We start from the raw sequence: 26,413 nt of genomic DNA on the forward strand, positions 1-26,413 counted from the left end.
TCTCATAAAGTTTCTATTGTTTGTTGTTCGGCTGTTTGTGGCATCATAAAGGGAGTAATTGTAAATATAGGAGGAGATAGCCTATTAATAAATATTTCTAACCCTTTTAATAGAATAGCACCAACTCCAACTGCTGCACCAGCTTTTACTACATTACTATTTATATTAGGCATTCTAATTCCATTTGGCATAGGAACTGGTATATTTATAGGTGTTTTTTGTGGTTCTTTATTTAACGATTGATTATAATATATAATTCTTGTCTTTGGATCAGGAATATAATATTTAAAATTATATTTTCCATTTGATAGTGCCAAATTTCCTTCAAAAGGTTTTGGGGTTCCCTCTGCTGTGGTTCCTGCAGCCCATATTAATCCTCCCTCTCTTCTTGCGTTTAACTCTCCAACATAATGGTTTACTTGTAAAATACTATTCATTGAAGTTGCTAATGGTAATTGTTGTGAAAAAGGTTTTAACTCCCATACTGCTCCCATTCCTGATATATTATTTTTTCCACCATAATATAATAAATCTGGTCTAAAATTATCAAACATATAACTTTCCGCAACCCAATTACCCGAATTACCACTGATACCTCTCATATAGTTAGCAAATGTTTCATGAGCTTGTATTCCTATTATATTAGGTGCTTCAAGTTGCTTTCCATTTGGGTCTATATATTTTATCGGATTTTGGTAAGTGTAGGAATATGTTGCCATATTCATTGGGTTGTAGATACCTCCATTATGCTGACCGTCTATATAGTGTTCGTGTTCAAAGGTAGGATTATAGCCACTGAGCGGGTCAGTATTTAGCCACAGGCTAGTTTTCATATCCAGATACCTTGCCCCAAAATAGGTTAGGTTGGTTTCTTGGTCTAGTTCTTTGCCGTTGAAAAGGTACGGCATAGTGTGTTCAGTGTTGTGCTCGTCAAAGAGGATTTCTCCGAAGGCAATGTATTCTGTGTGTTGGCTAACCTTTCCGTCCTGTCCTGTAATATAGCTACTACTTCCTAAATGGTCAGGATGATAGAAGAAGATGTTTTTTTCACGGATGCCGTTGGGAATAAAGCCAAAGCCACCTTGTGCGGTATCTGGGGAGATAGGTTCGCCGAACTGTATAGGAGGGCCAGGGACATCTCCAGGAGGGTTGAACTTAGGAGGTCGAGGCCAACCTTCCGGAGGGGTTTGATTTTGGTTTATCTCTTGCCAATTTATTACCATAAAACCACCCAATAGATAATAATATTTTCATCTTCATTAAAAGCTACTCCTTTTGAATAGCCGTGATTTATAAATGCAGGCATGTAGGATATATCTTGTCTTATTTTATCAGAGTAAATAGTTTCTGTATTAGAATCAAGAATAATATATTTAAAATTAGAACTAAGGTTGTTTTTTATTTTACTATCTTTACCATAGATAGCACCCCAGAAATTAGGAATTATTTTGTAGTTTTTATTCCTACAATTTTCGGAATATGTAGTGTGATAATTATTATTTTGTGGGTCATCATCTATAAAAGGAAAATTATCTTCTTTTATAAAATCATTAACAGCTACTATACAAGGGTCTGTAATTTTATATAAATTATACTTATTTTCTTTTTTTATACGCTCTATTTCCTCTTTGGCATTAGTAATGGTTATATTTAAACTTTCAGTGTTAAAATATGCACTGGTATCTACAGATACTGAATATTTACTTAATAAATTTTTCTTTATGGGGAAATGGGATACGAGTTTTTTATTTTTATTTTGAAAATATAAAAGAGATTCATTGTAGTTTTGGTTTGTAATTTTCTTATTACAAGAAATTATCATAATTAGTAGTAATATGTAAGTTATATATTGTTTCATGATCTATTTCTTCTTTATTGTTTTTTCTATGAATGTAGAAAGAATATCTACGGCTATATTTTCCATTGCATTACTAGTCGGAGAGGGCATAGCTTTCTGTCTTGGAAGAGTATTATATCCACGAGTTTCTACATATTTATTAACTTTGATTGATATACCAGATATATGATCTGTCATTGTTCTTGGTTGATTTATGGATTCTATAAGTGTGATTTTATCTTTAGTATTTTTGTCTCTTACAAAGACTTCGGATTTTTTGATATCTCTACTACTATATTCTAAAGTTATAGGATGGGAAATTTCTTCTTTAAAAGTATCAGTGTAGAATGTTTCTTCTACATAATCTCTAATGGCTAATTCTTTTTTATTATGTATTATAGAATAATTTCCAACAGGTCCTTTCTTTTCTGTTGGCGTATAGAAACCTTTAAAATATGTTCGTCCATCTTTCCCTTTTTGATAGTGTTCATACTGATTTTTTGATAGATTCCAAAAATAATTCCCTGTATTATCACTAAAAAAATCAATTCCCTTAATAGGAGGTTCCTTTCCCTCCATCCCTGTAGGGTCAATAAACCTCACAGGGTTGTTATTGGCATAGGCATAAGGTTGCATAGTTTTTTCTACTAATGGATCCACATTTACAAATATACTTACTTTAGGGTCATAGTACCTTGCGCCGTAGTAGTATAGTCCAGTTTCGCTGTCTAGTTCTTTGCCATTAAAGAGGTATGGCATAGTGTGCTCGCTAGAATGTTCATCAAAGAGGATTTCTCCAAAGGCTATGTATTCTGTGTGTTGGGAGACTTTTCCATCATTACCAGTAATGTAAGAGCTACTTCCTAAGTGGTCGGGGTGGTAGAAGAAGATGTTTTTTTCACGGATGCCATTAGGGATGAAGCCAAAGCCACCTTGTGCGGCATCTGGGGAGATAGGTTCGCCGAACTGTACAGGAGGGCCGGGTACATCGCCAGGAGGGTTGAATTTAGGAGGTCTTGGCCATCCTTCTGGTGGTTCTTGGTTTTGGGAGATCTCTTTCCAATCGATGGAAGGGTAGGGCTGTCCAGTATATTCGGGAGTGGCGTAGATTCCGTGCTGGGTAGGCGGACCAGGGGGTATGCCAAGGCTTTGGATGTATTTATCGCGTGCCTGCTGCATAAGAGCCGACTGGCGAATGAAGTTGATACCCCCAGCATTGATTTGTGCAGGTTGGGTAAAGGTGCCTTCACCAAGTTTTGAGACAATTCTGCTGGTTCCCTCGAAATAATGTTTGGTAAACCGCCCTTTATTCACCACAAAGTAGGGGCTGATGTATGCGGTGTAGTTATCGGTATGATTGATGATAGCTGAGGTTTGCCCATTGATAACGACTTTGCTGGACTCGCCGCTGCTTTTCAGAGCTCGTTCTCCTTTGTGGTCGTAGGTGTAGAAGTGCAGTCGCCCATTATCATTAATCCCGAGTAGTCTGTTTTCCTCATCCCAAGTCATAGATCGGAAGGACTTAAACTCGTCGTAGTAAGTAGGGTTACCATTTCCATCGTAGGAGTAGGAGCGGGGTTTAGGTTTGCCCATCTCCATGATTTCACTTGGGGCGTGAGGGTGGGAAGGGTTGTTGTAGCTTCTTTTATTTGGGCGTGCCCCTCGCCAAGGCTGTTCCTGCTTCATCGGGTCGGGCTGTACACTATTACTCCTCGCCGTGAGCCATGCTAAAACCCCACAACTACGGCTGTGGGGTATCCGCTGCCATCTCTCACGCAATGCACTGCGTTCTTGTTTTTGGGTGGTGCTGTTTAGCATTTTTTAGTGATTTTTATTCTGTTTCTGTCTTTTTGACAGATATTCTTCCTTCGGTGTTCCTTCGGAGATCCTTCGGTGAAGGTTCGGCATCCTCTCGTTTACGGTTTTCTAATTATTTTTTAGTTTTATTGTGAATTCCCTTATTGTTTGATTTCATCTGATAATCTCCTAATTAGATATGCCCAAAGACTTGAATTTATTGGCAATGGTAATGTAATAGATGGTAATCGATACTCTCCATATCTTTTATCATCCCTATCTTTAAATACAAAATATGAGGGTATTCCTAATATCAGTTTTGCATCAGATATTTTTGTTATAAAACCTTTATGATATTTATTTGAGTCAAATATATTTCCTGCTTCTGATAGTAATTTAGAATATTGTTTCTGCTGTTTTCTATTTTTAATATTAATTAATATCATAGGGTGAACTTTTTTTATATTCCCCATATCATCTAACTCAATATAATATTCCTTATTATAGGGTATGTCTTGTATTATCAAATAGTAGTACTTGTCTTCTAATGAATATAAAATTTTAGAAGTATTAAATTCATCAAATTGTTTTAATACTTTATCTGCTTTATCTCTACTTATTAAGGCTAATGAGTCTATCTTTTTCTCCCAAATTGTTTGGGCATTATGCTCTATAAAAGAGTAAAATAGTATTATACATATATATACTTTTGTTCTCATTTGGTCATAGGTAATTCGTTTGGTTCTGTAATATGTCCTTGATTATATCCCGCGTGATCACTGCCATCTCGCTCAGGCTTTCCTAATAATCTTCTAATTAAATTATCTGTTCTAATAGCATTAGAATTATTTGTTTTATCATTCATTTTCTTTGCAGATGGTATTCCGTGTCCAAATAATTCGTGTCCCGATGTAATAGCTCTATCATCATCTTTATGAATAGCACTAATGAATGAATGAGAACCATCTTTTGTAGGCACATTTAATCCACCTCCTTGGCTATCAATAAATGTTGAACTAAAATTACCATCAGGAGTTAGTAACATATCTCCTATCCCTTCTTGAGCTTTATTCATATGATCTCTAAAAGCAGTAGCTCCTTCAGCTGATGTAAAATCTCCACTTAAATATTCCACTTTATGTATTTCTTTTGAATTTATTGTGTTAGCCACCATATCAATATAAGCTTTTTCATCTGTATTAACGGATATATTTTCTAATGCTTTGGTAAGTGCTGAGACATCTATTTTATTAAATTTACTTCCTTTAATACTTATTAAAGCTCTTACTCCTTCAAACTTCTTATCCTTTAATACTCTATAAATATCTTGTTGAAAGTTTTGAGCATCTTTTCTTGTAACACCTATTATATCTCTTCCATCAGGGTCTACTAACATTATTGGATTGTTGTTTACATATGTATAAGGCGATGTATGCGGATACTTCTCTGCCAGCGGGTCTACATTTACAAATATACTTACTTTAGGGTCATAGTATCTTGCTCCATAGTAGTAAAGCCCCGTCTCTGTATCCAGCTCCTTTCCATTGAATAGATACGGCTTTAAAGATCTTCTTCTCTACATGTTAACTTTGTTTATCAGATAGTTATATATTATTTATAATTAAAACAACACATCTGGAACATTACCACACTACTCCTTTTATTCAGGTCTTTTAAAATCATAACAATACATCAGATATGCATTATATTCTATATTAGACAATACATAATATGATTCATTATCCTTTCTAATAATATTATGTTTTATATCATACAAGTCATATGGATAATGGTTACTCCTAAAATATTCTTTATTTTTACCATATAACTTGCTGTATAAATAAAATACTACAAAAGGATGATATCTTTTTCTCTCTCTTTTCAAATAATCAAAGTCATAAAGTTCTATTAATTGGTTTTTATAGGTTTCCACTTTTATCTGGAAATAAATCATTATTCCTCCTATCAAAATAAATATTAGCAACAAGAAAACTTTTATTATTTTCAATGCTATTTTTAGTATCGTTTTTAGTGTTTTCATCTTTTTTAACATTTTTATTATTTATCTTCAAATTTTATTTCTACTTTTTTTGATGACCAACCATCTTTTCCGAACCACCTCTCTAATTTATTTTTTCCCACATCCCTAGGATCCCATGTATGTGTAGTTTTATAATATTTTCCATTGCTTTTATCTTTTTCAAATACATCATATTTTATACTGCCTGTTTCTAATATTTCATCATTTGATAAGTCACTAGGTATTGAATAAGGAATAATTTTATCTACTGCTTTTTTAACATTAACTCCTTCTACACCTTCAACAGCTTGTCTTATTGCGTCTTTAGCTTGAAGAGTACAATATAGCCCCTCACATACACTTCCTGGGTTTCTAGCTTCTGCTTCAAGGGTTTCAGCTAAATTTTTTAGAATTTTATCCTTAAGTTTATAATGATATCGTTTAACTTTATCTCCACTATCTAAATAAGCCTTTATAATTTTTGCTTCGTTATTACCTTTATACTGTACACCATCTGACCCTCTTCTTATTTGTGGCACTGTCTCATTCCCTGATAAAGGAACATATAAGACACCTTTATTTTTATCATATTTACCATAATATCCTACAGTGGTATGACCTGTACCTCCTGAAACATAATATATAAAAGCAACATTATATACATCTGGAGATAATGTTTGCTTTCCATTAGGGTCTATGTATATTATAGGATTATTGTAAGTATATCCATAGGTATTATGGTTCATTGGATTAAATACCCCATTATTATGCTGACCGTCTATGTAGTGTTCAGTTTCTTGTATAGGATTATAACCACTGAGTGGGTCAGTATTCAGCCAAAGGCTGGTTTTCATATCCAGATATCTCGCACCAAAATAAGTCAGATTGGTTTCTTGGTCTAACTCCTTCCCATTAAACAGATACGGCATGGTCTTGCTTGTGCTGTGTTCCTCAAAGAGCACCTCTCCAAACGCTATATACTCCGTATGCTGGGTTATTCTTCCCTCTCGGTCGGTAATGTAACTGCTTGACCCCAGATGGTCTGGGTGGTAAAAATACAAATTCTTTTCTCTTATTCCATTCGGAACGAAGCCATACCCTGCTTTTTATGATTTTCTTAAAGAACCGCTACTCTTTTTAAGGATTTGATAATTTACATTCCACTTTCTTCCTTCGGTGTCCCTTCGGTGATCCTTCGGTGAAGGTTCGGTAAACTTCCGATTTTAGCTTTTATAAAGTTTCCTCTTTTTCTGTCAAATTGTCAGGAATATCGGTAGCTCTTACGGTGATTTTATCTCCGCTTAAATCTGCATTGTTTTGTTTGGCGGTGTATATCCAGTAAAGTCCACTCTCTACGGCGTTTCCTTCTTCTACAAGTGTGCCGTCGGCATTTTCTATTTTTACCGTTACAGCTTTTACTTTGAAATCGTCAAAGGCTTTTATTTTGATGATATCGTTCTTTTTTCCTGTGTATTCGGATAGGTTGATTTCCTCTATTCTTGGGGCTTTCAGAAAATCTGCTATCGCTACGGCGTTAGTCTGAATGCCTTTTTCTTTGGCTTCTTTTGCGTATTCTTCTTTTTGAAGAGGGTCTTGCATTACGGCTTTAGAATAAATTACGGCTTCTTGAAATTTTGCTCTTTGTTGTTTTTGCTTTTCTGTTACTGTGGTAGTTTTTCTTGGCACTTTGGAGACTACCGTTTTGCCATCTACCTGCCTGAATACTAATAAATCGCCAATTTTACCCGTTAAGCCATGCGTGATAATGTTATTTACTGATTTTGCCATAATTTTGATTTTTTTATTTGTTATCTCTACGAATGTATTACTTTTTTAGTAAATTTAAAAACCTCCTCCTAAAAATTTTTAGGAGGGGGGGGTATATTTAGGTATTACTTTAATTACTAATTTTTTATTTTTCCAGAAAGGTCAAATTTTATTGAAAAAGTATTTTCTTTTATATAAATCCTTTTTATAAGTTCTTTTCCGTTTTTCATATTTTTTAATACATCTTTCCCTTTTTGAGCATAGGCAAAATACTCATCTGAAGCGAAATATAATGGGATTAAATCATTATTGATAAATACAGAGCGATTACTATATTGTACGAAGATAGGGTGTTTTCCCCTACATACATATATAATATAATCGTCACTCTCTTTATATAAAACCATATAAGGGTTTTTATAATTGGGGTTTTGTAATTCTCTCTCTATTATTTCACTAACAGAAGTAGGTAAAAAATAAATAATATCACTACTATATTTTTGGGTATTACAATTATATAAAAATACTAAGCATATTAGTACTATAAAATGTTTTATTCTCATATACTTATTTTTGTTTATTAATAAAATGTTTTAAAGCTTCTTGTCCTATATTATGTTTATTTGTTGTTCCTATATTATTTGTTTGGGTACCATCAGGTAAAACTCTATGTATAGCATTACCATTAGGAGTATTTCCTGTGTAGGAGTCCACAGCAAAAATAGGGATATTAAAACTGTTCGAGGTTTTTTTATCCTTTAAAGATGTACCTGGTATATTTATTTTTCTTGTATCTTGACTTAAATTATGGGTATGAACTTGTGCAGCAGGTATTATACTTGTTCCCTCAAAAACCATTCGGTTTCCTCTTGTTACAATACCAACATTTGTTATCCCATCTATTCCATCAGGTCCTCTTACTGATGTTATTTCTCCAAGAGGTATATCATTTCTAGTCACACTTAAGCCAATAAAAACTTGTCTTTCTTTTGTTTGGTCGGCAATAGTTTCATTATTTGCATTATTAATATCGGAATTAATTTGTGTGGAATTAATAGTTACTATGGAACTTCTACTTTGTAATTCACTTGTTGCTTGTTCAGAGGTTGTTCCCTTATATTGTTCTTTTATGTCGTTCCAGTCACTTCTATATATTACTCTTATATTATTTGTTTTTGCACCATCACTTCCTAACAATTTTCCAGTTGTTGCATCAATGTAATCGTCTTCTGGCTTCATCCCTGTAGGGTCTATCAGATTTATCGGGTTATTATTCGTATATGCATATGGTGTCATGGTTTTCTCTGCCAGCGGGTCTACATTCAAGAATATACTTGTCTTAGGGTCGTAGTATCTCGCTCCATAGTAGTATAATCCTGTTTCGCTGTCTAGTTCTTTGCCGTTGAAAAGGTACGGCATAGTGTGCTCTGTATTATGCTCGTCAAACAGTATCTCACCAAAAGCTATGTATTCTGTGTGCTGACTAACCTTTCCGTCTTGCCCAGTGATGTAGGAGGAGCTACCGAGGTGGTCGGGGTGGTAGAAGAAGATGTTTTTTTCACGGATACCATTAGGGATGAAGCCAAAGCCGCCTTGTGCAGTTTCAGGTTTTATAGGTTCGCCGAATTGTATAGGCGGTCCAAGTACATCGCCAGGAGGGTTGAATTTAGGAGGTCGAGGCCATCCTTCTGGTGGTTCTTGGTTTTGGATAGTGTCTACCATTAGTATGGATTGATTTTAAAGGTACTTATATCATTTTTAATACTCTATTGATGAAGATAAAAAGCATCATTTAAATCGCCATTTTCATCAATCATATCAATTTCTATATTATATAAGTTTTCAATAGTATTCCTTATTCTATTAGTATCCCATTTTGTTTGAAAATATTTACTAATAATTTTATCCTCAGCAAGAATTTTATCATGATCAAACATATTATTATTATAAATAAAATCTAGCATTTCTATAATATCGCTTGCTTCTTTATCAGAAAGAAGATTTTGCAGTACGAAATCTTGATAATCAAAGTTATTTGGTATATCTTCCCAAATAGCTCTTCCAAATATTTTATTATCAATTACTTTTATGTCAGTTATTTGACTAACAGAGTAAAATTGTAAAATAGTTTTAATGAGGGTGATATTTTTTTGAAACATAATATTAGTTGTTTATTTTATTTATAGCTTCTTTACTTAGCTGAATATGTTTAGATTTAACAGATGTTCCAAATCCTTCAATTTGAACATGAGGACCTCTTTTCCCTTTTATTGGAAGCATATCATACCGTACTTTACCGCCATATTTCTCTACTGTATTCTCAAGTTTTTTTAAGTTTTTGAATCCTAATCTTCTATCATTTTTTGATAAAATATTAATTAAAGATTTTAATTCTTTAATATCCTTCTTTGGGGTCGTAATAACGAGCACTGTAGTAGTATAATCCCGTCTCTGTATCCAGCTCCTTTCCATTGAATAGATACGGCTTTAAAGATCTTCTTCTCTACATGTTAACTTTGTTTATCAGATAGTTATATATTATTTATAATTAAAACAACACATCTGGAACATTACCACACTACTCCTATTACTTAGGTTTTTTAAAATCATAGCAATACATCAGATACGCATTATATTCTATATTAGATAGTATATAATCCCTATCTGATGTAATGTTATGTTTTATATCATACAGCTCATATGGATAACGAGTACTCCTAAAATATTCTTTATTTTTACCATATAACTTGCTGTATAAATAAAATACCACAAAAGGATGATATCTTTTTCTCTCTCTTTTCAAATAATCAAAATCATAAAGTTCTATTAATTGGTTTTTATAGGTTTCCACTTTTATCTGGAAATAAATCATTATTCCTCCTATCAAAATAAATATTAGCAACAAGAAAACTTTTATTATTTTCAATGCTAGTTTTAGTATCATTTTTAGTGTTTCCATCATTTTTATCATTTATCTTCAAATTTTATTTCTACTTTTTTTGATGACCAACCATCTTTTCCTAACCACCTCTCTAATTTATTTTTTCCCACATCCCTAGGATCCCATGTATGTGTAGTTTTATAATATTTTCCATTGCTTTTATCTTTTTCAAATACATCATATTTTATACTGCCTGTTTCTAATATTTCATCATTTGATAAATCACTAGGTATTGAATAAGGAATAATTTTATCTACTGCTTTTTTAACATTAACTCCTTCTACACCTTCAACAGCTTGTCTTATTGCATCTTTAGCTTGAAGAGTACAATATACCCCCTCACATACACTTCCTGGGTTTCTAGCTTCTGCTTCAAGGGTTTCAGCTAAATTTTTTAAAATTTTATCCTTAAGTTTATAATGATATCGTTTAACTTTATCTCCACTATCTAAATAAGCCTTTATAATTTTTGCTTCGTCATTACCTTCATACCATACACCATCTGACCCCCTTCTTCTTTGTGGTTTTGTCTCATTCCCTGATAAAGGAACATATAAGACACCTTTATTTTTATCATATTTACCATAATATCCTACAGTGGTATGACCTGTACCTCCTGAAACATAATATATAAAAGCAACATTATATACATCTGGAGATAATGTTTGCTTCCCATTTGGGTCTATGTATATTATAGGATTATTGTAAGTATATCCATAGGTATTATGGTTCATTGGATTAAACACCCCATTATTATGCTGACCGTCTATATAGTGTTCAGTTTCTTGTATAGGATTATAACCACTGAGCGGGTCAGTATTCAGCCAAAGGCTGGTCTTCATATCTAGATAACGAGCACCGAAATAAGTCAGATTGGTCTCACTGTCCAGCTCCTTTCCATTAAACAGATACGGCATGGTCTTGCTTGTGCTGTGTTCTTCAAACAATACCTCCCCGAAAGCAATATACTCTGTATGCTGGGTTATCCTTCCCTCTCGGTCTGTAATATACGAAGAACTTCCCAAGAATCTAGATCATTTACCTAAGAAAAATTATATAGATCTATATCCACATTTGAGTTCTTAATTAATATATACAAAAGATATTTAATATCTTTTGGCAAGGTCTCCTTTGTAACTTCTGTTTTGTTATAATATGTTATGTCATTAATTATTAATTCTATTCTCCAAGAATCTAAAATAATATCTGGTTCTATATCATTATTTGGTTTTAATTTTGATATGATATTTTCTATTTCTTCTATTTTATCTTTAGCTATTTTTCCTTTGTATATATAAGAATATTCCAAATTTTCAACAATAACTTCTTCATTAAAATAGCTAACTCTATAAATTGGATCTCCACCACTTGAAGGATAAAAATTATATTCTATTTTTAGAATCGTATCTTCTTTATGTCTTCTATTATTCTCTTGTGAGTTACAAGAAAATATCAATAATAATAAGATTAATATTTTTATATTTTTCATTAGTAAGCTCCTCTTTGGTTTTGACTTTGTTCTTTTCTAATCTGATTTTCAGTAATATCGCCTTTTTTTGTTCCCTTTAGACCTACTGTTCTAAATTCTTCTATTGGATGCGTTTGGGTCATATTTCCACCAACAGTTTGGTATGTATGTTCTGTTTTTGTAAAGTCAACACTACCATTATTGATATGATCAGCATGTATTAATTCATGTGCTAAACCAATTTGATTTGGTCTTTTCTTTCCTGAAATATTTCCTGTCTTAGGTTCAACTGTTTTGATCAAAGGATCCGAAGATGGGTTAAAACTAACTGTTGCATCATCTCCTGTTCCGTTCATTGCTTTTGTCCAATCTGTTTTTCCTGAAGCAGTTTTACTATTAGCTCTTGCTGAATTCCCTTTATTACCTATTTCTATGGTTGTCACTTTATCAGAACTATTTAACCTTCTTATTAATCTAGTTCCTGCTGTCTTATTACCTTTTCCTAAACTTGCAATTTTAATTCTAATTGTTCCATCTTTTTGTGTAGAATATACTAATTTATCATCTGTTAACTTCTGAAGATTTCCTAAGATAATATAAGTATTTTTTACCGAAGTCCCTTTAGGTAAAACTATATCTCTTCCATCAGGATCTATAAATTTAATTGGGTTATTCAGTGTATAGGTATACGGCGAGACATGTGGATATTTCTCCGCCAGCGGGTCTACATTCAGCCACAGACTTACCCTCGGGTCATAGTATCTCGCTCCGTAGTAATATAATCCAGTCTCTGTATCTAACTCCTTCCCATTAAACAAATACGGCATGGTCTTGCTTGTAGAATGCTCTTCAAATAACACTTCTCCAAACGCTATATACTCCGTATGCTGGGTTATTCTTCCTTCCCTATCGGTGATGTAAGAGGAACTTCCCAAATGGTCTGGGTAGTAAAAATACAAATTCTTTTCTCTTATTCCATTCGGAACGAAGCCATACCCCGCTTTTTATGATTTTCTTAAAGAACTACTACTCTTTTTAAGGATTTGATAATTTACCATATGCTTTCTTCCTTCGGTGTTCCTTCGGAGATCCTTCGGTGAAGGTTCGGTGTCCTCTCGTTTACGGTTTTCTAATTATTTTATGGTTTTATTGTGAATTTTTAATAATAAAAACAACACTTCTGGAACATATATTCCTTACTTTATTTCTTCTGGAATTCTGATATAATCATATTGAAATAAATTACTCCATTTATCTTTTTTTACATCTTTCATTTTACCATTATTTGTTAATTCAAATATAGCATACTTTGGGTGAAAAATAGATATCATACCTTCTTTATATATCAAACTAGCATATTGTGTTGTGATTTGTTTTTTTGTAACCTTTTTCTCTGGATAATTAAAAAAAGGAGAATAATAAGCAATAACTTTATTTTTATAGTTTAATACTAGTGAAACAGAATCTGCATCGAAATACTCAGAAGTTGTTATTTTAATAAAATGTTTATTATCTTTTTTTTCATGTTGTATAATAAATAGTTCTTTTGAGTCAAATTCTTTATATCTACATAAAGAATCTATTTTTTGAGGTATTTGCTTCTTAACAATACTATTTTCTTTTTTACATTGATGATTAAAAAAACATAAAAAAGAGAGTAAAAAAATATATCTCAACATTATCTTTTAATTTTGTCTAAATTTTTAATTATGTTTGGTGTTAATTGTAGATTAGTTTTTTCATGTCCATCTCTATTAAGTTCAATAAGTGTATTATTCAATCCTTCATGCACTGTCATGAATCTAGGATATTGACGAATTCCTGATCGAGTTAAACCATTATAAATCCTAATCCTTGTTCCTTGATCAGAAGACCATTGGTTACCTATTTCTTCTGGATGACTTCCTGCATATCCATCATGATTATGTATAAAAGCTATTAAATTACTATATTCTCCCACATAATTATTCATTGCATATATAAAAGCTTTTGACATTGTATCATATTCTCTTTGAGTAGCTATTAAATAATTAACATTATTTCCTTTATTATATTTAAATAAACCATATTCAATATTTTCTTCTGTATTTATATTTAAAAAATTATATAAGTTTACAGCATCATTGACATTATTAGTTTGGCCCACAGAAATATTACCTGGTTTTGCTGTTTTAAGAGTATCCAAATAAGTAGGTTTATCCTGTTTAGGACTTACTAGCTCACTAATAATACTACCATCATTAGTACTTTTTTTATTGATAATGATACTATTTTTTCCATCTTGAGAAATAAGTCTATCAAAATTATCATTTGTTTTTTTGATTAAAGAAATAGTACCGTTTTTATCAAGTCGATAATCGTCTGTAGCTTCTCTTCCATCAGGATCCACCAACATTATAGGATTGTTATTCGTATACGCATACGGTGTCATTGTTTTTTCTGCCAATGGGTCTACATTCAAGAAAATGCTTACTCTCGGGTCATAGTATCTTGCTCCGTAGTAGTATAATCCGGTTTCACTGTCTAGCTCTTTACCATTAAAGAGGTACGGCATAGTATGTTCACTAGAATGCTCATCAAAGAGGATTTCTCCGAAAGCAATGTATTCTGTATGCTGACTAACCTTTCCGTCTTGCCCAGTGATGTAGGAGGAGCTACCGAGGTGGTCGGGGTGGTAGAAGAAGATGTTTTTTTCTCTAATTCCATTAGGAATAAAGCCAAAGCCACCTTGTGCGGTATCTGGGGAGATAGGTTCGCCGAATTGTACAGGAGGGCCGGGTACATCGCCAGGAGGGTTGAATTTAGGAGGTCGAGGCCATCCTTCTGGTGGTTCTTGGTTTTGGGAGATATCTTTCCAATCGATGGAAGGGTAGGGCTGCCCAGTATATTCGGGGGTGGCATAGATCCCGTGCTGTGTCGGCGGACCAGGGGGTATGCCAAGGCTTTGGATGTATTTATCGCGTGCCTGCTGCATAAGGGCGGACTGGCGAATGAAGTTGATACCCCCAGCATTGATTTGTGCAGGTTGGGTAAAGGTACCCTCGCCGAGTTTTGAGACAATTCTGCTGGTTCCCTCAAAATAATGTTTGGTAAACCGCCCTTTATTCACCACAAAGTAGGGGCTGATGTATGCAGTGTAGTTATCGGTATGATTGATGATAGCTGAGGTTTGCCCATTAATAACGACTTTGCTGGACTCGCCGCTGCTTTTGAGTGCCCGCTCTCCTTTGTGGTCGTAGGTGTAGAAATGCAGTCGCCCATTATCATTAATCCCGAGTAGTCTGTTTTCCTCATCCCAATTCATAGATCGGAAGGACTTAAACTCTTCGTAGTAAGTAGGGTTACCATTTCCATCGTAGGAGTAGGAGCGAGGCTTTGGCTTGCCGAGTTCTTGGATAGAAGACGGCGCATTGGGGTGGTTTTTATCGTTATAGAGATAGCTGAGCGTATATCCTTTTGGTGTGCCATTGAGATTATGGTTTAGCGCCTTTTGTGTAATGCCACCGAGCTTGTTATAAGTCATTTGTAGGCTGTAGTCTGCCTGCTGGATTTCTCCTGAGAAAGCCCCTTTTGCATTGATAAGCCTGTTGAGCTCGTCGTACTGATAGGAATATGAGCTGGCACCCCCGAGCAGGTTGTGAAGAGCAGGAGCTTGATTATCAACTTTGAGGATATTGCCCACAAGGTCGTAGGAGTAGGTATTGTTTTGGAAGAGAACCCCACAACTATAGTTGTGGGGTGATTGCTTTGCAACTCTATTTTCTGTCATAATGGCAGATGGATTTTTTAGGGAGTTTCTTCGAGGTAGGTCTTACATCGCTCTTACCTCCCTCTTACCTCTTGTTTTATAAAATTTCTTGTTTTTGTGACATATTGGCAGGGGTATTGTGGGGTCTTAGTATTGTTGTTAATAATATACTTTTCATTGTCCGATAGTTGTATTTACATTCCCTTGATTATTATAGATGTATGTCCCATCATTTGAAAATTTCTTATAATTCAATCCAAAGATAATCATTTTTTCGTCCCGTCCCAGCAAACTTTCCGTCTCGATGGAAAAATTTTTCCATCCCGATAGAAATTTTGCTCCGTAGAGAAGCTTAGCTATTCAAATGACATGTCTGATAATACATATTGGGTCTCACGAATAACTTTCCCTTTAATAGGAGAAAATAAAGTCTGATAAAAAACAAGAGTATCGCCTTTTATTTCTCCTTTTTCTCTAAAATATGTTCCTTGTTGAGAACAGACAAAATATTCTATTTTTATCTTATTTCCTTCTACCCTCCAATATCCAATATTCCTTGCGTTCTCCCATTTTTTATTTTTGATATCAGACTCTTTCAATGCATATCCATCTCTAGAATAAAAATACATTAATCTCCCATCAGGATAAAAACCAATCCCAAACCCCACCAAATATTGGTTAATATAAACTCTATTATAAGTTAATTTATCCGTTTCTTTAAAGGGAATTTTTAGTAATTTGAATTTAGGGTGTTTGGGTCTACACATTCCATTTATAATATGTCCTTGCTGTATTAAAAAACATGAATTACACAGCGATAATAAACTAAATAATAATACTAACTTTTTCATTTTCCTGATGATATATTTACATTTCCTTGATTGTTATAGATGTATGTCCCATCATTTGAAAATTTCTTATAATTCAATCTAAAGATAATCATTTTTTCGTCCCGTTCCAGCAAACTTTCCGTCTCGATGGAAAAATTTTTCCATCCCGATAGAAATTTTGCTTCGTAGAGAAGCTTAGCTATTCAAATGACATGTCTGATAATACATATCGCTCTTCTCGAACTTCTTTATAAAAGGGATGATAAAAATTTTCATAAAAAACAATAGTGTCTCCTTTTATTTCTCCTTGTTTTCTTTCATAGAAACCACTATCACCACATAAAAAATATTCTACCTTGATTTTATTGTCTTCTACTCTCCAATAACCTATATTAGGAGCATTTTCCCATCTTTTATTAAAGGTATCAATTGGTTTTATAGTAAAACCATCTTGAGATGTAAAGAAGATTAGTCTCCCATCCGAGTAAAACTTAAGAGCAAAAGAAGTAATCGACTTTCCCAAATAAGTCTTATCAAATACAAGCAGATTGGTCTCTTTAAATGGCGTTTTGAGCAGTTTAAAATTAGGATGCTTAGGTCTGCACATCCCATCTCCCCATCTTCCTTTGTGTATTAAAAAACATGAATTACACAGCGATAATAAACTAAATAATAATACTAACTTTTTCATTTTCCTGATGATATATTTACATTTCCTTGATTATTATAGATGTATGTCCCATCATTTGAAACTTTCTTATGAATCCAATTCTGAAACCATGCTTCTGAGAAGACCCCTCCTGTAACACTTCCTTTTCTCACGAAATTAAACGCTCGATTTAATCCTTGGTGATATTTCCCATTTTGTCCTGTACCCCTTCTATTTTCAGCTGAGAATACATGTCCATATGGATATAAAGGCTTTCCATCAGGTCCCTTAGATCCAAATTCAGGCCAGTATCCGCTAAAATTCTGGTAGCCAAATTCTATCCCTCCTACATTTATAGCTATTCCTCCAGTCCATCCTGCGTCTGTCTTTTTATTATATAATAAATCAGAACCATATGCACTAGCATCATTATTTGTAGAAAAAGAGAAATTATTGCCAAACCTTCCTCCTGCAAACCCTTGTGATTGTATACCAGGACCATCTCCTAATGCATTTATAGCAGAATTATAAGTAAGCATTTGTCCATAGGAAAGTGAACTATCAAAGGTGTTATTAAAAGGAGAAGGAGTATTATAGTTTAATGTATAGAAATTATGAGGTGTTCCCGTACCATTTCCTATACTTGCATAGGCTCCCGCTGTTAAGTCGTATTGTACCCCTTTCGTCATATAAGATGTTCCTAACTGTTGTCCTCCATATACATTTGCACTTGCAAATGCTACAGCTTGGAAGTTAGGTGTTCTATACTGAACACCAGCAGATATTCCGGCATTAAAGTTGATACCATTGCTACCTATTCCTATACTAACACCTATTCTAAAACCAAAACTTATTGGTGGGTCTTCTCCACTTCTTCCATCAGGGTCTACTAACATTATCGGGTTATTATTGGTATATGCGTACGGTGTCATTGTTTTTTCTGCCAATGGGTCTACATTCAAGAAAATGCTTACTCTCGGGTCATAGTATCTTGCTCCGTAGTAGTATAATCCAGTTTCGCTGTCTAGTTCTTTACCGTTGAAAAGGTATGGCATAGTGTGCTCTGTATTATGCTCATCAAATAATATCTCTCCGAAGGCTATGTATTCTGTGTGCTGGGAGACTTTGCCGTCTTGTCCAGTGATATACGATGAGCTACCGAGGTGGTCAGGGTGGTAGAAGAAGATGTTTTTTTCACGGATGCCATTAGGGATGAAGCCAAAGCCACCTTGTGCGGTATCTGGGGAGATAGGTTCGCCGAATTGTACAGGAGGACCGGGTACATCGCCAGGAGGGTTGAATTTAGGTGGTCGAGGCCATCCTTCTGGCGGTTCTTGGTTTTGGGAGATATCTTTCCAATCGATGGAAGGGTAGGGCTGCCCAGTATATTCGGGGGTGGCGTAGATACCGTGCTGGGTAGGCGGACCAGGGGGTACGCCAAGGCTTTGGATGTATTTATCTCGCGCCTGCTGCATAAGAGCCGACTGGCGTATGAAGTTGATACCCCCAGCATTGATTTGTGCAGGTTGGGTAAAGGTGCCCTCACCGAGTTTTGAGACAATTCTGCTGGTTCCCTCGAAATAATGTTTGGTAAACCGCCCTTTATTCACCACAAAGTAAGGGCTGATGTATGCGGTGTAGTTATCGGTATGATTGATGATAGCGGAGGTCTGCCCATTGATAACGACTTTGCTGGACTCTCCGCTGCTTTTGAGTGCCCGCTCTCCTTTGTGGTCGTAGGTGTAGAAATGCAGTCGCCCATTATCATTAATCCCGAGTAGTCTGTTTTCCTCATCCCAATTCATAGATCGGAAGGACTTAAACTCGTCGTAGTAAGTAGGGTTACCGTTTCCATCGTAGGAGTAGGAGCGGGGTTTTGGCTTACCGAGTTCTTGGATAGAAGACGGTGCATTCGGGTGGTTTTTATCGTTATAGAGATAGCTGAGCGTATATCCTTTTGGTGTGCCATTGAGATTATGGTTTAGCGCCTTTTGTGTAATGCCACCGAGCTTGTTATAAGTCATTTGTAGGCTGTAGTCTGCCTGCTGGATTTCTCCTGAGAAAGAACCTTTTGCATTAATAAGCCTGTTGAGCTCGTCGTACTGATAGGAATATGAGCTGGCACCCCCGAGCAGGTTGTGAAGAGCAGGAGCTTGATTATCAACTTTGAGGATATTGCCCACAAGGTCGTAGGAGTAGGTATTGTTTTGGAAGAGTATAGGGTTTTGCCCCTTTTGTATGCTTATAGACTTGAGAGCGGATAGCCTGCGCATTATAGGGTCATAGGTATAATGGGTTTCGGTATTATTACCAAAGAGTCGATATATCTTTTGCTCAAACTCGTCATACCCCTGCTGTTTAATGTAGATGTATTCTTTGTCGGTATCTTGTGGCTGGCTACTTCCTGCTGGTGGATTTATGCCTGCAGGTTTATTTCCCGGGTCTTTAAACCCAATGAGAGACTGGAGGTTCCCCGCGCGGTTATAGTGGTAGTGGAGTACCTCGCCATCAGGATATACCATTTTCTGAATACGATTCCAGGAGTCGTATTCGTACTGAGTGATGTAGGTCTGAATATCAGTAGGCGTAATTCTTATGGTTCGGATTTCTTTGGTGATTTCTCCGAGGCTTCCATAGAAATATTCCACACCTCCAGAGGCATCTTCTACGAGCCATAGCCTACCTCTTCGGCTTGGAGATTCGGAGGCTTTTCCGTAGTGGTATCGCACATTGTTTTCTGGGTGCTTAGGGTATTTTATTTCTTTAAGTCTATTAAAATCATAGTGATAGGTAATGGCTGCATCTGGCATTTGCTCCCGTATTTGGGAAGTTTGCCTTTTGATGAGGTTTCCCGCAGGGTCGTATTGTAGAGTGGTAGTCCCTGCATCTGGATGGATGAGTTTGGTTCTCCTACCGAGCAGGTCATAGAAACTTTCGGTAATATTTCCGTGGGCATCGGTTACAGAGCGTAGTTCTCCGATAGCAGAGTATTTATAGAGGGTTTCGATACCCGTAGGCTGAACTTGTTTTAGGGTTCTTCCCTGTACATCGGTAAAGGAAGCAGAAGCCCTGCCGAGAGCATCGGTAATAGTGGTTTTAAGCACTTTTTCATTTGCCCCTAAATGTTCTATGGTAGCGATTTGATATTGGGTTTTGATGGAAGACTGGTCAGGGAGAATCTGCTCTATAACGCGGTCTTTTTCATCATAGATATTTTTTGTTGGAGGCTGGGGAGAGATTCTATCCTCAAAGTTTTCGGATATAGGTGCAGTAGTAGGGTAGTAGGATTCTGTAACCCTTCCAAGAGCATCATAGATTTGCTTTCCAGAGATGATGTGCTTGATGTCATCAGGAGTGTCTTTAGCTTTAAATATAGAAGCAGTTTTCTTTACTTGAATTACTCTACCTAATCCATCGGAGTAGGTATAAGTTTCTATATTGGCATTATGCTGAGAGTCGTAGTTTAAGGTTTTAGCATAAGGTACTTTTTCGAGAGGATAATACTCATAGGCTACGGTGTAAGGTTTCTCAGCTTTGGCTTCCTTAGGTGCGAGAATAGAAGCGGTACGCCCTTTATCATCAAGTGTATAGAGGATGCTCTCGCCATTCCTGTCGGTAGTTTTAACAGGAGTATTAAAACGATAATCATACTCCATAGAGGAGGTATAACCGAAGTGGTCAGTAATTTTAGTAATATGGCTATGGGTAGGCTCATCATACTCATAAGAGAGGGTAGATTGCTCGCCTTTATAGTTTTGAGCTCCAATGATTTTTGAGAGGTTTCCATAACTGTCATACGAGAGTTCGGTAGAAGAAGTGGTACTTGCATCTGAGAACTGTGTGATACGGGTAACTTCTGCAGTTTGAGGGTTGATTTCTGCGGTTCGTTTTCTTACAGTGCCGTAGATGTCTTTTACTTCTAAAGACTTAGGGATACCGCCAAAGTAAGGAGAAGCACTTTCGTGGTACTCAATTTCTGCGGTGATTTTGGAGGTATTGGTGCCATTACCATTATCGGTATAGGAGATGATGTTCCCGTGGCTGTCGTATGATTTTTCAATGCTTGTTTCGAGGAAATCTGGACCTTCATAGACTTTAGAATATTCTTTTACAGGGGCTATAAAGAGCGATGGAGTATTAGCCATCAGCCAGGCTGAAGAATCAAGATTCGCAGCAGAGAGCGGATTTGAAGTCTCTACTTTGCCTGTGGAGGTATTCACCGGGAGGATGATGTACTCATTGTGAGCCTCGGATATGAGTTTATTGTTTTTATCAAAGGTAGATGTTTTTTTGAGTAGCCCTTTGCGGTAGAAGTCTTTATTGAAATACTCCTGTAATGAAGACCTTAGGACTTTGGATGTTTTAGGGTCTAAGACTTCTTGTTTTACGGTTTCATATCCATAGAAAGCTCTTTCCCAACGGTCGTAGTAAGGGTTTTGATAAGTATATTGAGTAATAGAGTAGTCTTCTCCATCTCCAGTATGCCCATCGAATGAAGATACTTTTGCAAGTTTCCAGTGAGAGTTTGGGTTTTGATAGGTAGGGGGCGTCCAAGAGTAATCGATTTCAAAAGTACTTCCTGTAGCATTGGAAATGGACTTGAGGAAGTTGGTACGCCCGATATTGGATAGCGCCACACGCAGGTCATCTTCATTTTCAGAGATGATATAGTCTAAATGCCCATCTCCATTGATGTCCATAAAAGTAGCTTCGGAGCGGTTGGTATTTGTACCGTATGACCCTCCTGATGTAATGCTGAATCTAATAAACCACAGACTAAAAGGAATAGAGAAATCAGCACTACCACCATAACTTACAGATACGCTTTCAGTTGATTTTTCTATAGGGATGGTAATGGGGTTTTCACTCCATTTATTTCCAAGATTCGGATAGATGAGGATTGTGCTTTCCTTGTAGATAACCTTATCTACAAGTCCATCGCCTGTAAGGTCTAAGAGCTGGTTTTGCATTTGGTTATTAGATCGGGTATAGTTGAGCCCACCTTTAAAGGAACCGGCATAGGCGGAGTATCCTAATCCAGCAGAAAAATTAGATGTATATCCAGCATTAATTTTTTGAAGATTAATTTCTTTATTTTGAGAGAAGGAATACCCCAAGTTATAGCTCACATTATTTTGAGAGATACGGTCTGTAAGTCCATCGCCATTAATATCGGTGTGGGTGTATTCCGAATGGTCATTCCCTCCAGATAGCCCTCCGGATATAGAGACTGAGTTTTTTACCTTATTGGCATCCTGGCTACCCGAAGATTTATAATTTACAGTGATGAGAGAGGATTTAGGTTCTCCGTGCTGGAAACCGCCATTAAAAGATTTACCAGTAGTAGTGGTCTTAGATGAAGCAAAGTTGCCAATATTGGTTGTTTGTGAGGAGAGATTTCCTTTTGGAGCGGTAAACTGTACATTATTTCCGCGGATAAAATCGGGAAATCTATCGCCATTGAGGTCAGCCATTGTTTGGGTAACGAAAGCATCGCCTAATGAATGAGATGCGTTTAAATTATCACTTGAGAAAGAATGACTTTTGCTTTCATTAATCATTGCGAGAGCAAGCCCCATTCCTCCTTGGATATTGGGGAGGGAGAAGTCAAGGTACTGTTCAAGGTCATTTTCTCCTAATCTGGATGGTGACATTAGCTCTGGTGCTACAAAGATGTCATCTTCAAGTCCAAAGTGTTTTTTTAGAGGATAGTTAGCCGTAGTTCTTATAAAGTAGGCTTTGGAGGTTTCCATTCCAGAGTTGGAATCTATATTAGGATTATTTTCGTCTATATTAGGTTTTCCATCATCTGTATCGTCATAGTTTCCTTTGTGGTCGGTGAGCCTTGTTCTATCGATAATCTCATTAGCCAAGGTACCATTGAGTATGAAAGAGCCCCAGTTTCGGAATTCTTTTCCAAAGAGAGTTTGGGTGTATGGTTCTTCAAAAGGCTCATAGATAGCATATTTTTTGTGTTTTTGCTCTGTAGTAATGATTTCATATTTCTCATTTGGATAACGAGGGTCGTTACTCGGGATTTTAATAGAGTCTTTAATTTGGAGATTAATAGCTATTTCATTGTTTTTAAGTATTCTGGCAATGCTTTTATCTTTGTTTTTGTTCCAAATACTTACTTCTAAAAACAAATCTTTATTTGCTACGATAGAGTCTCTGATAATTTCCTGCGGAGGTGTAATATTGGAAATGTTACCGTTATTAATAGAATATTTACGGCGAGACATTACCTTCCCGTTTTGCTTAGCGGAGAGGAGTACTTCTCCCTCAAGGCTAGAGAGTAGCGCTGTATCAGGAATATCTAAGGAAAGCCTAAGTTTTCCTTTTTGCTGAGGCGTTACAAGAACAGGGAAATAGTGCTCATCAACTTTATTAAATATACCGAAGTTAACATTAAGTTTTACTGATGTTTTTTGATTTTGATTAGATGAAGAGGAAAAAGAGATTTCTGGAGTGAAATTAATGTCTTGCCAATTGATTTCAGTAGGGCTGTCAACTCTGATTTCTATAGACTCTCCAGCCTCGAAAGAGCCTATATTAAGGGAGCTTATATCCAGAGAGCCTTCATCATCTGAAAATACTCTTTCAAAGAGGGTTGTTTTTTGTTCAAAGGTAATATCGTATTTATTAATCCTTAAAATGACTTTATCGGTAGTTCTTTTTTTCTTGAATATTCCTTTGAGCTCAGGTTGAGAAGCTTCTGTAAATGTATAAACTTTAACGGCCGAAGAAAGGCTATCGCTAACGGATGAGTAGTTTTTTAAGTCGAGACCATTATAGTCTTTTTGGTCGTTGATTAGTGAGTAGGATATTTGCTGCGTCCAAGAAGTGAGGTCATAATTGCCATCATATTTTGAGGATAGTCTGAAAAATAGAGTTTCTCCTTTTTCTATTTGGAGAGAATCTTTTCTGGTTTTTAGGGTGTAGTCATCTGCTGAGATATCTTCTTTCCAAAGAAGGGAGTCTTTGTGCTGTACAAATAATCTTACTCCATCAGCTTTTGGGGAGCCATCATTTTTCTTATATTTTTGTCTTTCTTGAGAATGGTTTTCTAAGAGTTTATATTGATGTTTAATTTTAATAAATCCAGAATGGGGAGCTGTCCAAGTTCTTACAACATCGTGTAGAGGATTGATAAGTTTCAAGCTGTCTTTATTTATCGAAGTGTGCCCACCAGATGATAGAGGAGCACTGCTTGCATTAATAGGGAAAGGAGTTCTAGTACTGCTGTTTTCAAAGTGAGGAACACCATTGATGAGTCTATTATAATAAACGATGCCATTATTCGCGAAATCTACGAGACCATCTCCATTAAAATCCATAAAGTAGCTTTCAGTTCTGCTTCTGGATATTTGCCTGTCATACCCTACATTTACCGCTATTTTTCCGTTAAGTTGAAGGCTGGCTCCAAAATTATAGGTGTTAGACTTGGTTTTCCCCAAGTGAGGGAGATTTATTTGTATGCTTTCGGTAGAGAATCCATTTTTCCCAGATGCGGATAAATTTTTATGATAATAGACTTTATCATCTTTTATAAAGATTTTATCTGGCAGATTGTCTCCATCTATGTCTTGGAGTATTACTTTGGCATCAGTCTTTCCCCAGGCACTTCCTCCGTGTCCTCCTATGGTATTTTCATTAAATTTTCCAATACCTGGTATTCCTATTCCCAGTCTAAAGTTTACACCCCCACTTTCAGATCTTGATGTTCCTGCCAAGGTAGGCTTGCCCGAAAAGCCATCAATACCCAAGAAAGTATACTTAAGGTCATCCTTTGGTGTTTCCCATTTTTGGATATCTGAGAAGAGACCTTTTTCTTTTACATCATCGTAGTAGTCGAGTTTATGGGAGTAGAAGAGGTTATTTTTAGCATCAAGGGATTTAATTTCTGTGAGGAGTGTTTTATGGAATTGCCCTTCTTTGTATACGAATTCATAAGCCCTGATGAGCTGATCTTGGTATTTAATTTCAATTCTTTTCAGGAGTTTATTAAATTCCTGCTTAAAGCCAAGCCTTCCAGAGATTTGTACATCTTCTCTTCCTCCTTCGGTAATAAAATGAATGGAGTATGCACCTTTATCACCAGTTTTTCCTGTGTAGTAGATGGTTTTAGGGTAGAGGGCACCGTTTTCCTCAATATATTCATAGGAGATGGTATTTCCTTTAAGATCTTCCTGTTTGGCTATAGCCCAGTAGCCGATATTTCCAGAGGCATCTTTGAGTTGTGCCCCATTTCCACCATAGGTAGTTGTAGCTCCAGATTTTGAGTTAATCAGCCAAAGATAGTTTTGGGGAGAGTTTCCTTTTCGTATGATTTTATTAAATCCTCCTTCGTGCCTTGGGAAAAATTGTTTGTCGGAGGTTCTGTCTTCCCAGTCCTGTCTATGAGCATTAGGTAGGAGTTCTTCACCAGAGAGGGTATAAGATTCTGTTTCTTTTTGAGTATCATATCTCGGCACTCCCCACCGTGTATCTATATTAATGGAAGGTAAAGAAAGATTCCAGCCTGTACCGAGCCAGGAATGTCCATTTTCGTGCCCATAAGAGAGGGTGAGTGAGGGTTGCATTCCTGCTCTCCCTTTAGGAAGGAGTATATTAAATGAGGTGCTTGCACTTCCTTCTGAGTTTGCTGTAGGTGGAGCAATAGTTTCTATACCCACGAAAGGTTCAGAGGCTTTTAGTCCGCTAATGCTTGTTGGTGTGAAGCCTGAGGTATCGGGAGACTCAGGTTGTTTAATAATCCCAGCAATAAAGTCAGAGAAACCATTAGTTTTTGCACTTACTCTGTCTGAACCTGCTTCTATTTTATCCCTTTGAAGTTTTTTCCAGTTTTTAGTTTCTTTATCAAAGATGAAAATATCAATATCTTTTTCGGTATATCCATCGGGGATTTTGGTTTTATCATAAGAGATAGCGACTTGAATCTCTTTTTGGAGTTTGATATTTTGAGGAAGAATCCGATAGCCAGCAGCCTCTTTTGTTAGATTAACAATATTAGGAGGGAGATGCAGATTACTTTCCATTAGGTTGATAATAGAAAGTCTAAGGTCTCTCTTGATAGCATATTCGGGTATGTTGATGGATAGTCCTTTGTAGTTAATAGTATTAGCAGACTTTCTAAATATTTTTTGCTGAAAATGAGTAGCAGATGGGTGCTCAATATCATTAATATCTCCAGTGTATTTTTGTTTATTATTTGGAGTTTTCTCGCCTTTGATAAGGGAGAGGAGAGTAGGGTTTTTATCAATATTGGAAAGCACAGACTTTGCCCAAGGGGTTGCGACCAGTCCGCTGGTAAAGAGGAGAAGGATGATAATATATAGAAAGGCGTTTTTTTTCAT

Annotated in this window: 21 protein-coding genes; all 21 read right to left on the bottom strand. The window is 35.9% G+C overall.

The window, feature by feature from the left end:
* Positions 1 to 2: 2 nt before the first annotated feature.
* Positions 3 to 1,223, bottom strand: a complete 1,221-nt coding sequence (locus tag DBX24_RS05800; RefSeq protein WP_160224255.1) for an RHS repeat domain-containing protein — start codon at positions 1,221 to 1,223, stop codon at positions 3 to 5.
* Positions 1,217 to 1,822, bottom strand: a complete 606-nt coding sequence (locus DBX24_RS05805) for a hypothetical protein (RefSeq protein ID WP_160224256.1) — start codon at positions 1,820 to 1,822, stop codon at positions 1,217 to 1,219. The genes DBX24_RS05800 and DBX24_RS05805 overlap by 7 nt, the downstream gene beginning before the upstream one ends.
* A gap of 39 nt (positions 1,823 to 1,861) precedes the next feature.
* Positions 1,862 to 3,655, bottom strand: a complete 1,794-nt coding sequence (locus DBX24_RS09405; RefSeq protein WP_160224257.1) for an RHS repeat domain-containing protein — start codon at positions 3,653 to 3,655, stop codon at positions 1,862 to 1,864.
* A 140-nt stretch (positions 3,656 to 3,795) separates the two neighbouring features.
* Positions 3,796 to 4,353, bottom strand: coding sequence for a hypothetical protein (locus DBX24_RS05815; RefSeq protein ID WP_160224258.1), 558 nt, complete (start codon positions 4,351 to 4,353; stop codon positions 3,796 to 3,798).
* Entirely contained in the window at positions 4,350 to 5,168 is an 819-nt protein-coding gene (locus tag DBX24_RS05820; RefSeq protein ID WP_160224711.1) for an RHS repeat-associated core domain-containing protein, read from the bottom strand. The genes DBX24_RS05815 and DBX24_RS05820 overlap by 4 nt, the downstream gene beginning before the upstream one ends.
* A 126-nt stretch (positions 5,169 to 5,294) precedes the next feature.
* On the bottom strand, positions 5,295 to 5,675 hold the full coding sequence (locus tag DBX24_RS05825; RefSeq protein WP_160224259.1) for a hypothetical protein: 381 nt from the start codon (positions 5,673 to 5,675) through the stop codon (positions 5,295 to 5,297).
* A gap of 17 nt (positions 5,676 to 5,692) precedes the next feature.
* Positions 5,693 to 6,583, bottom strand: coding sequence for an RHS repeat domain-containing protein (locus DBX24_RS05830; protein WP_374210792.1), 891 nt, complete (start codon positions 6,581 to 6,583; stop codon positions 5,693 to 5,695).
* A gap of 301 nt (positions 6,584 to 6,884) precedes the next feature.
* Entirely contained in the window at positions 6,885 to 7,442 is a 558-nt protein-coding gene (locus DBX24_RS05835; protein ID WP_160224261.1) for a hypothetical protein, read from the bottom strand.
* A 116-nt stretch (positions 7,443 to 7,558) separates the two neighbouring features.
* Positions 7,559 to 7,984 carry a hypothetical protein gene (locus tag DBX24_RS05840; protein ID WP_160224262.1) on the bottom strand — a complete coding sequence of 142 codons (426 nt, stop codon included), beginning with the start codon at positions 7,982 to 7,984 and terminating at the stop codon, positions 7,559 to 7,561.
* A 4-nt stretch (positions 7,985 to 7,988) separates the two neighbouring features.
* The gene (locus DBX24_RS09410; protein WP_160224263.1) at positions 7,989 to 9,143 is read right to left on the bottom strand and encodes an RHS repeat domain-containing protein; all 1,155 of its coding nucleotides are present in this window, start codon (positions 9,141 to 9,143) and stop codon (positions 7,989 to 7,991) included.
* A gap of 44 nt (positions 9,144 to 9,187) precedes the next feature.
* Entirely contained in the window at positions 9,188 to 9,580 is a 393-nt protein-coding gene (locus tag DBX24_RS05850) for a hypothetical protein (RefSeq protein WP_160224264.1), read from the bottom strand.
* Positions 9,581 to 9,816: 236 nt separating this feature from the next.
* The gene (locus DBX24_RS09535; protein WP_260392847.1) at positions 9,817 to 9,882 is read right to left on the bottom strand and encodes an RHS repeat-associated core domain-containing protein; all 66 of its coding nucleotides are present in this window, start codon (positions 9,880 to 9,882) and stop codon (positions 9,817 to 9,819) included.
* Positions 9,883 to 10,008: 126 nt separating this feature from the next.
* A complete protein-coding gene (locus tag DBX24_RS05860; protein WP_160224265.1) occupies positions 10,009 to 10,392 on the bottom strand; it encodes a hypothetical protein in 384 nt (127 codons plus the stop codon).
* Entirely contained in the window at positions 10,389 to 11,387 is a 999-nt protein-coding gene (locus tag DBX24_RS05865; protein WP_260392791.1) for an RHS repeat domain-containing protein, read from the bottom strand. The genes DBX24_RS05860 and DBX24_RS05865 overlap by 4 nt, the downstream gene beginning before the upstream one ends.
* Before the next feature lie 17 nt (positions 11,388 to 11,404).
* The gene (locus tag DBX24_RS05870) at positions 11,405 to 11,851 is read right to left on the bottom strand and encodes a hypothetical protein (RefSeq protein ID WP_119059914.1); all 447 of its coding nucleotides are present in this window, start codon (positions 11,849 to 11,851) and stop codon (positions 11,405 to 11,407) included.
* Positions 11,851 to 12,789 carry an RHS repeat-associated core domain-containing protein gene (locus DBX24_RS09355; RefSeq protein ID WP_221411188.1) on the bottom strand — a complete coding sequence of 313 codons (939 nt, stop codon included), beginning with the start codon at positions 12,787 to 12,789 and terminating at the stop codon, positions 11,851 to 11,853. Before DBX24_RS09355 ends, DBX24_RS05870 begins: the two co-directional genes overlap by 1 nt.
* 237 nt (positions 12,790 to 13,026) lie before the next feature.
* Positions 13,027 to 13,509, bottom strand: coding sequence for a hypothetical protein (locus DBX24_RS05880; protein WP_160224266.1), 483 nt, complete (start codon positions 13,507 to 13,509; stop codon positions 13,027 to 13,029).
* Entirely contained in the window at positions 13,509 to 15,599 is a 2,091-nt protein-coding gene (locus DBX24_RS05885) for an RHS repeat domain-containing protein (RefSeq protein WP_160224267.1), read from the bottom strand. The genes DBX24_RS05880 and DBX24_RS05885 overlap by 1 nt, the downstream gene beginning before the upstream one ends.
* A 335-nt stretch (positions 15,600 to 15,934) precedes the next feature.
* On the bottom strand, positions 15,935 to 16,429 hold the full coding sequence (locus DBX24_RS05890) for a hypothetical protein (RefSeq protein WP_160224268.1): 495 nt from the start codon (positions 16,427 to 16,429) through the stop codon (positions 15,935 to 15,937).
* 178 nt (positions 16,430 to 16,607) lie between these two features.
* The gene (locus DBX24_RS05895; RefSeq protein ID WP_160224269.1) at positions 16,608 to 17,099 is read right to left on the bottom strand and encodes a hypothetical protein; all 492 of its coding nucleotides are present in this window, start codon (positions 17,097 to 17,099) and stop codon (positions 16,608 to 16,610) included.
* Positions 17,096 to 26,413 carry a SpvB/TcaC N-terminal domain-containing protein gene (locus tag DBX24_RS05900; RefSeq protein ID WP_160224270.1) on the bottom strand — a complete coding sequence of 3,106 codons (9,318 nt, stop codon included), beginning with the start codon at positions 26,411 to 26,413 and terminating at the stop codon, positions 17,096 to 17,098. Before DBX24_RS05900 ends, DBX24_RS05895 begins: the two co-directional genes overlap by 4 nt.

The organism is Bergeyella cardium, from assembly GCF_009914665.1.
Classification (GTDB): Bacteria; Bacteroidota; Bacteroidia; order Flavobacteriales; family Weeksellaceae; genus Bergeyella_A; species Bergeyella_A cardium.

Bases quoted from the DNA above. Each gene is read 5' to 3' on its own strand.
- DBX24_RS05800 (WP_160224255.1), bottom strand. From the start codon at position 1,223: ATGGTAATAAATTGGCAAGAGATAAACCAAAATCAAACCCCTCCGGAA.
- DBX24_RS05805 (WP_160224256.1), bottom strand. From the start codon at position 1,822: ATGATAATTTCTTGTAATAAGAAAATTACAAACCAAAACTACAATGAA.
- DBX24_RS09405 (WP_160224257.1), bottom strand. From the start codon at position 3,655: ATGCTAAACAGCACCACCCAAAAACAAGAACGCAGTGCATTGCGTGAG.
- DBX24_RS05815 (WP_160224258.1), bottom strand. From the start codon at position 4,353: ATGAGAACAAAAGTATATATATGTATAATACTATTTTACTCTTTTATA.
- DBX24_RS05825 (WP_160224259.1), bottom strand. From the start codon at position 5,675: ATGAAAACACTAAAAACGATACTAAAAATAGCATTGAAAATAATAAAA.
- DBX24_RS05830 (WP_374210792.1), bottom strand. From the start codon at position 6,583: ATGCCGTATCTGTTTAATGGGAAGGAGTTAGACCAAGAAACCAATCTG.
- DBX24_RS05835 (WP_160224261.1), bottom strand. From the start codon at position 7,442: ATGGCAAAATCAGTAAATAACATTATCACGCATGGCTTAACGGGTAAA.
- DBX24_RS05840 (WP_160224262.1), bottom strand. From the start codon at position 7,984: ATGAGAATAAAACATTTTATAGTACTAATATGCTTAGTATTTTTATAT.
- DBX24_RS09410 (WP_160224263.1), bottom strand. From the start codon at position 9,143: ATGGTAGACACTATCCAAAACCAAGAACCACCAGAAGGATGGCCTCGA.
- DBX24_RS05850 (WP_160224264.1), bottom strand. From the start codon at position 9,580: ATGTTTCAAAAAAATATCACCCTCATTAAAACTATTTTACAATTTTAC.
- DBX24_RS05860 (WP_160224265.1), bottom strand. From the start codon at position 10,392: ATGATAAAAATGATGGAAACACTAAAAATGATACTAAAACTAGCATTG.
- DBX24_RS05870 (WP_119059914.1), bottom strand. From the start codon at position 11,851: ATGAAAAATATAAAAATATTAATCTTATTATTATTGATATTTTCTTGT.
- DBX24_RS05880 (WP_160224266.1), bottom strand. From the start codon at position 13,509: ATGTTGAGATATATTTTTTTACTCTCTTTTTTATGTTTTTTTAATCAT.
- DBX24_RS05885 (WP_160224267.1), bottom strand. From the start codon at position 15,599: ATGACAGAAAATAGAGTTGCAAAGCAATCACCCCACAACTATAGTTGT.
- DBX24_RS05890 (WP_160224268.1), bottom strand. From the start codon at position 16,429: ATGAAAAAGTTAGTATTATTATTTAGTTTATTATCGCTGTGTAATTCA.
- DBX24_RS05895 (WP_160224269.1), bottom strand. From the start codon at position 17,099: ATGAAAAAGTTAGTATTATTATTTAGTTTATTATCGCTGTGTAATTCA.
- DBX24_RS05900 (WP_160224270.1), bottom strand. From the start codon at position 26,413: ATGAAAAAAAACGCCTTTCTATATATTATCATCCTTCTCCTCTTTACC.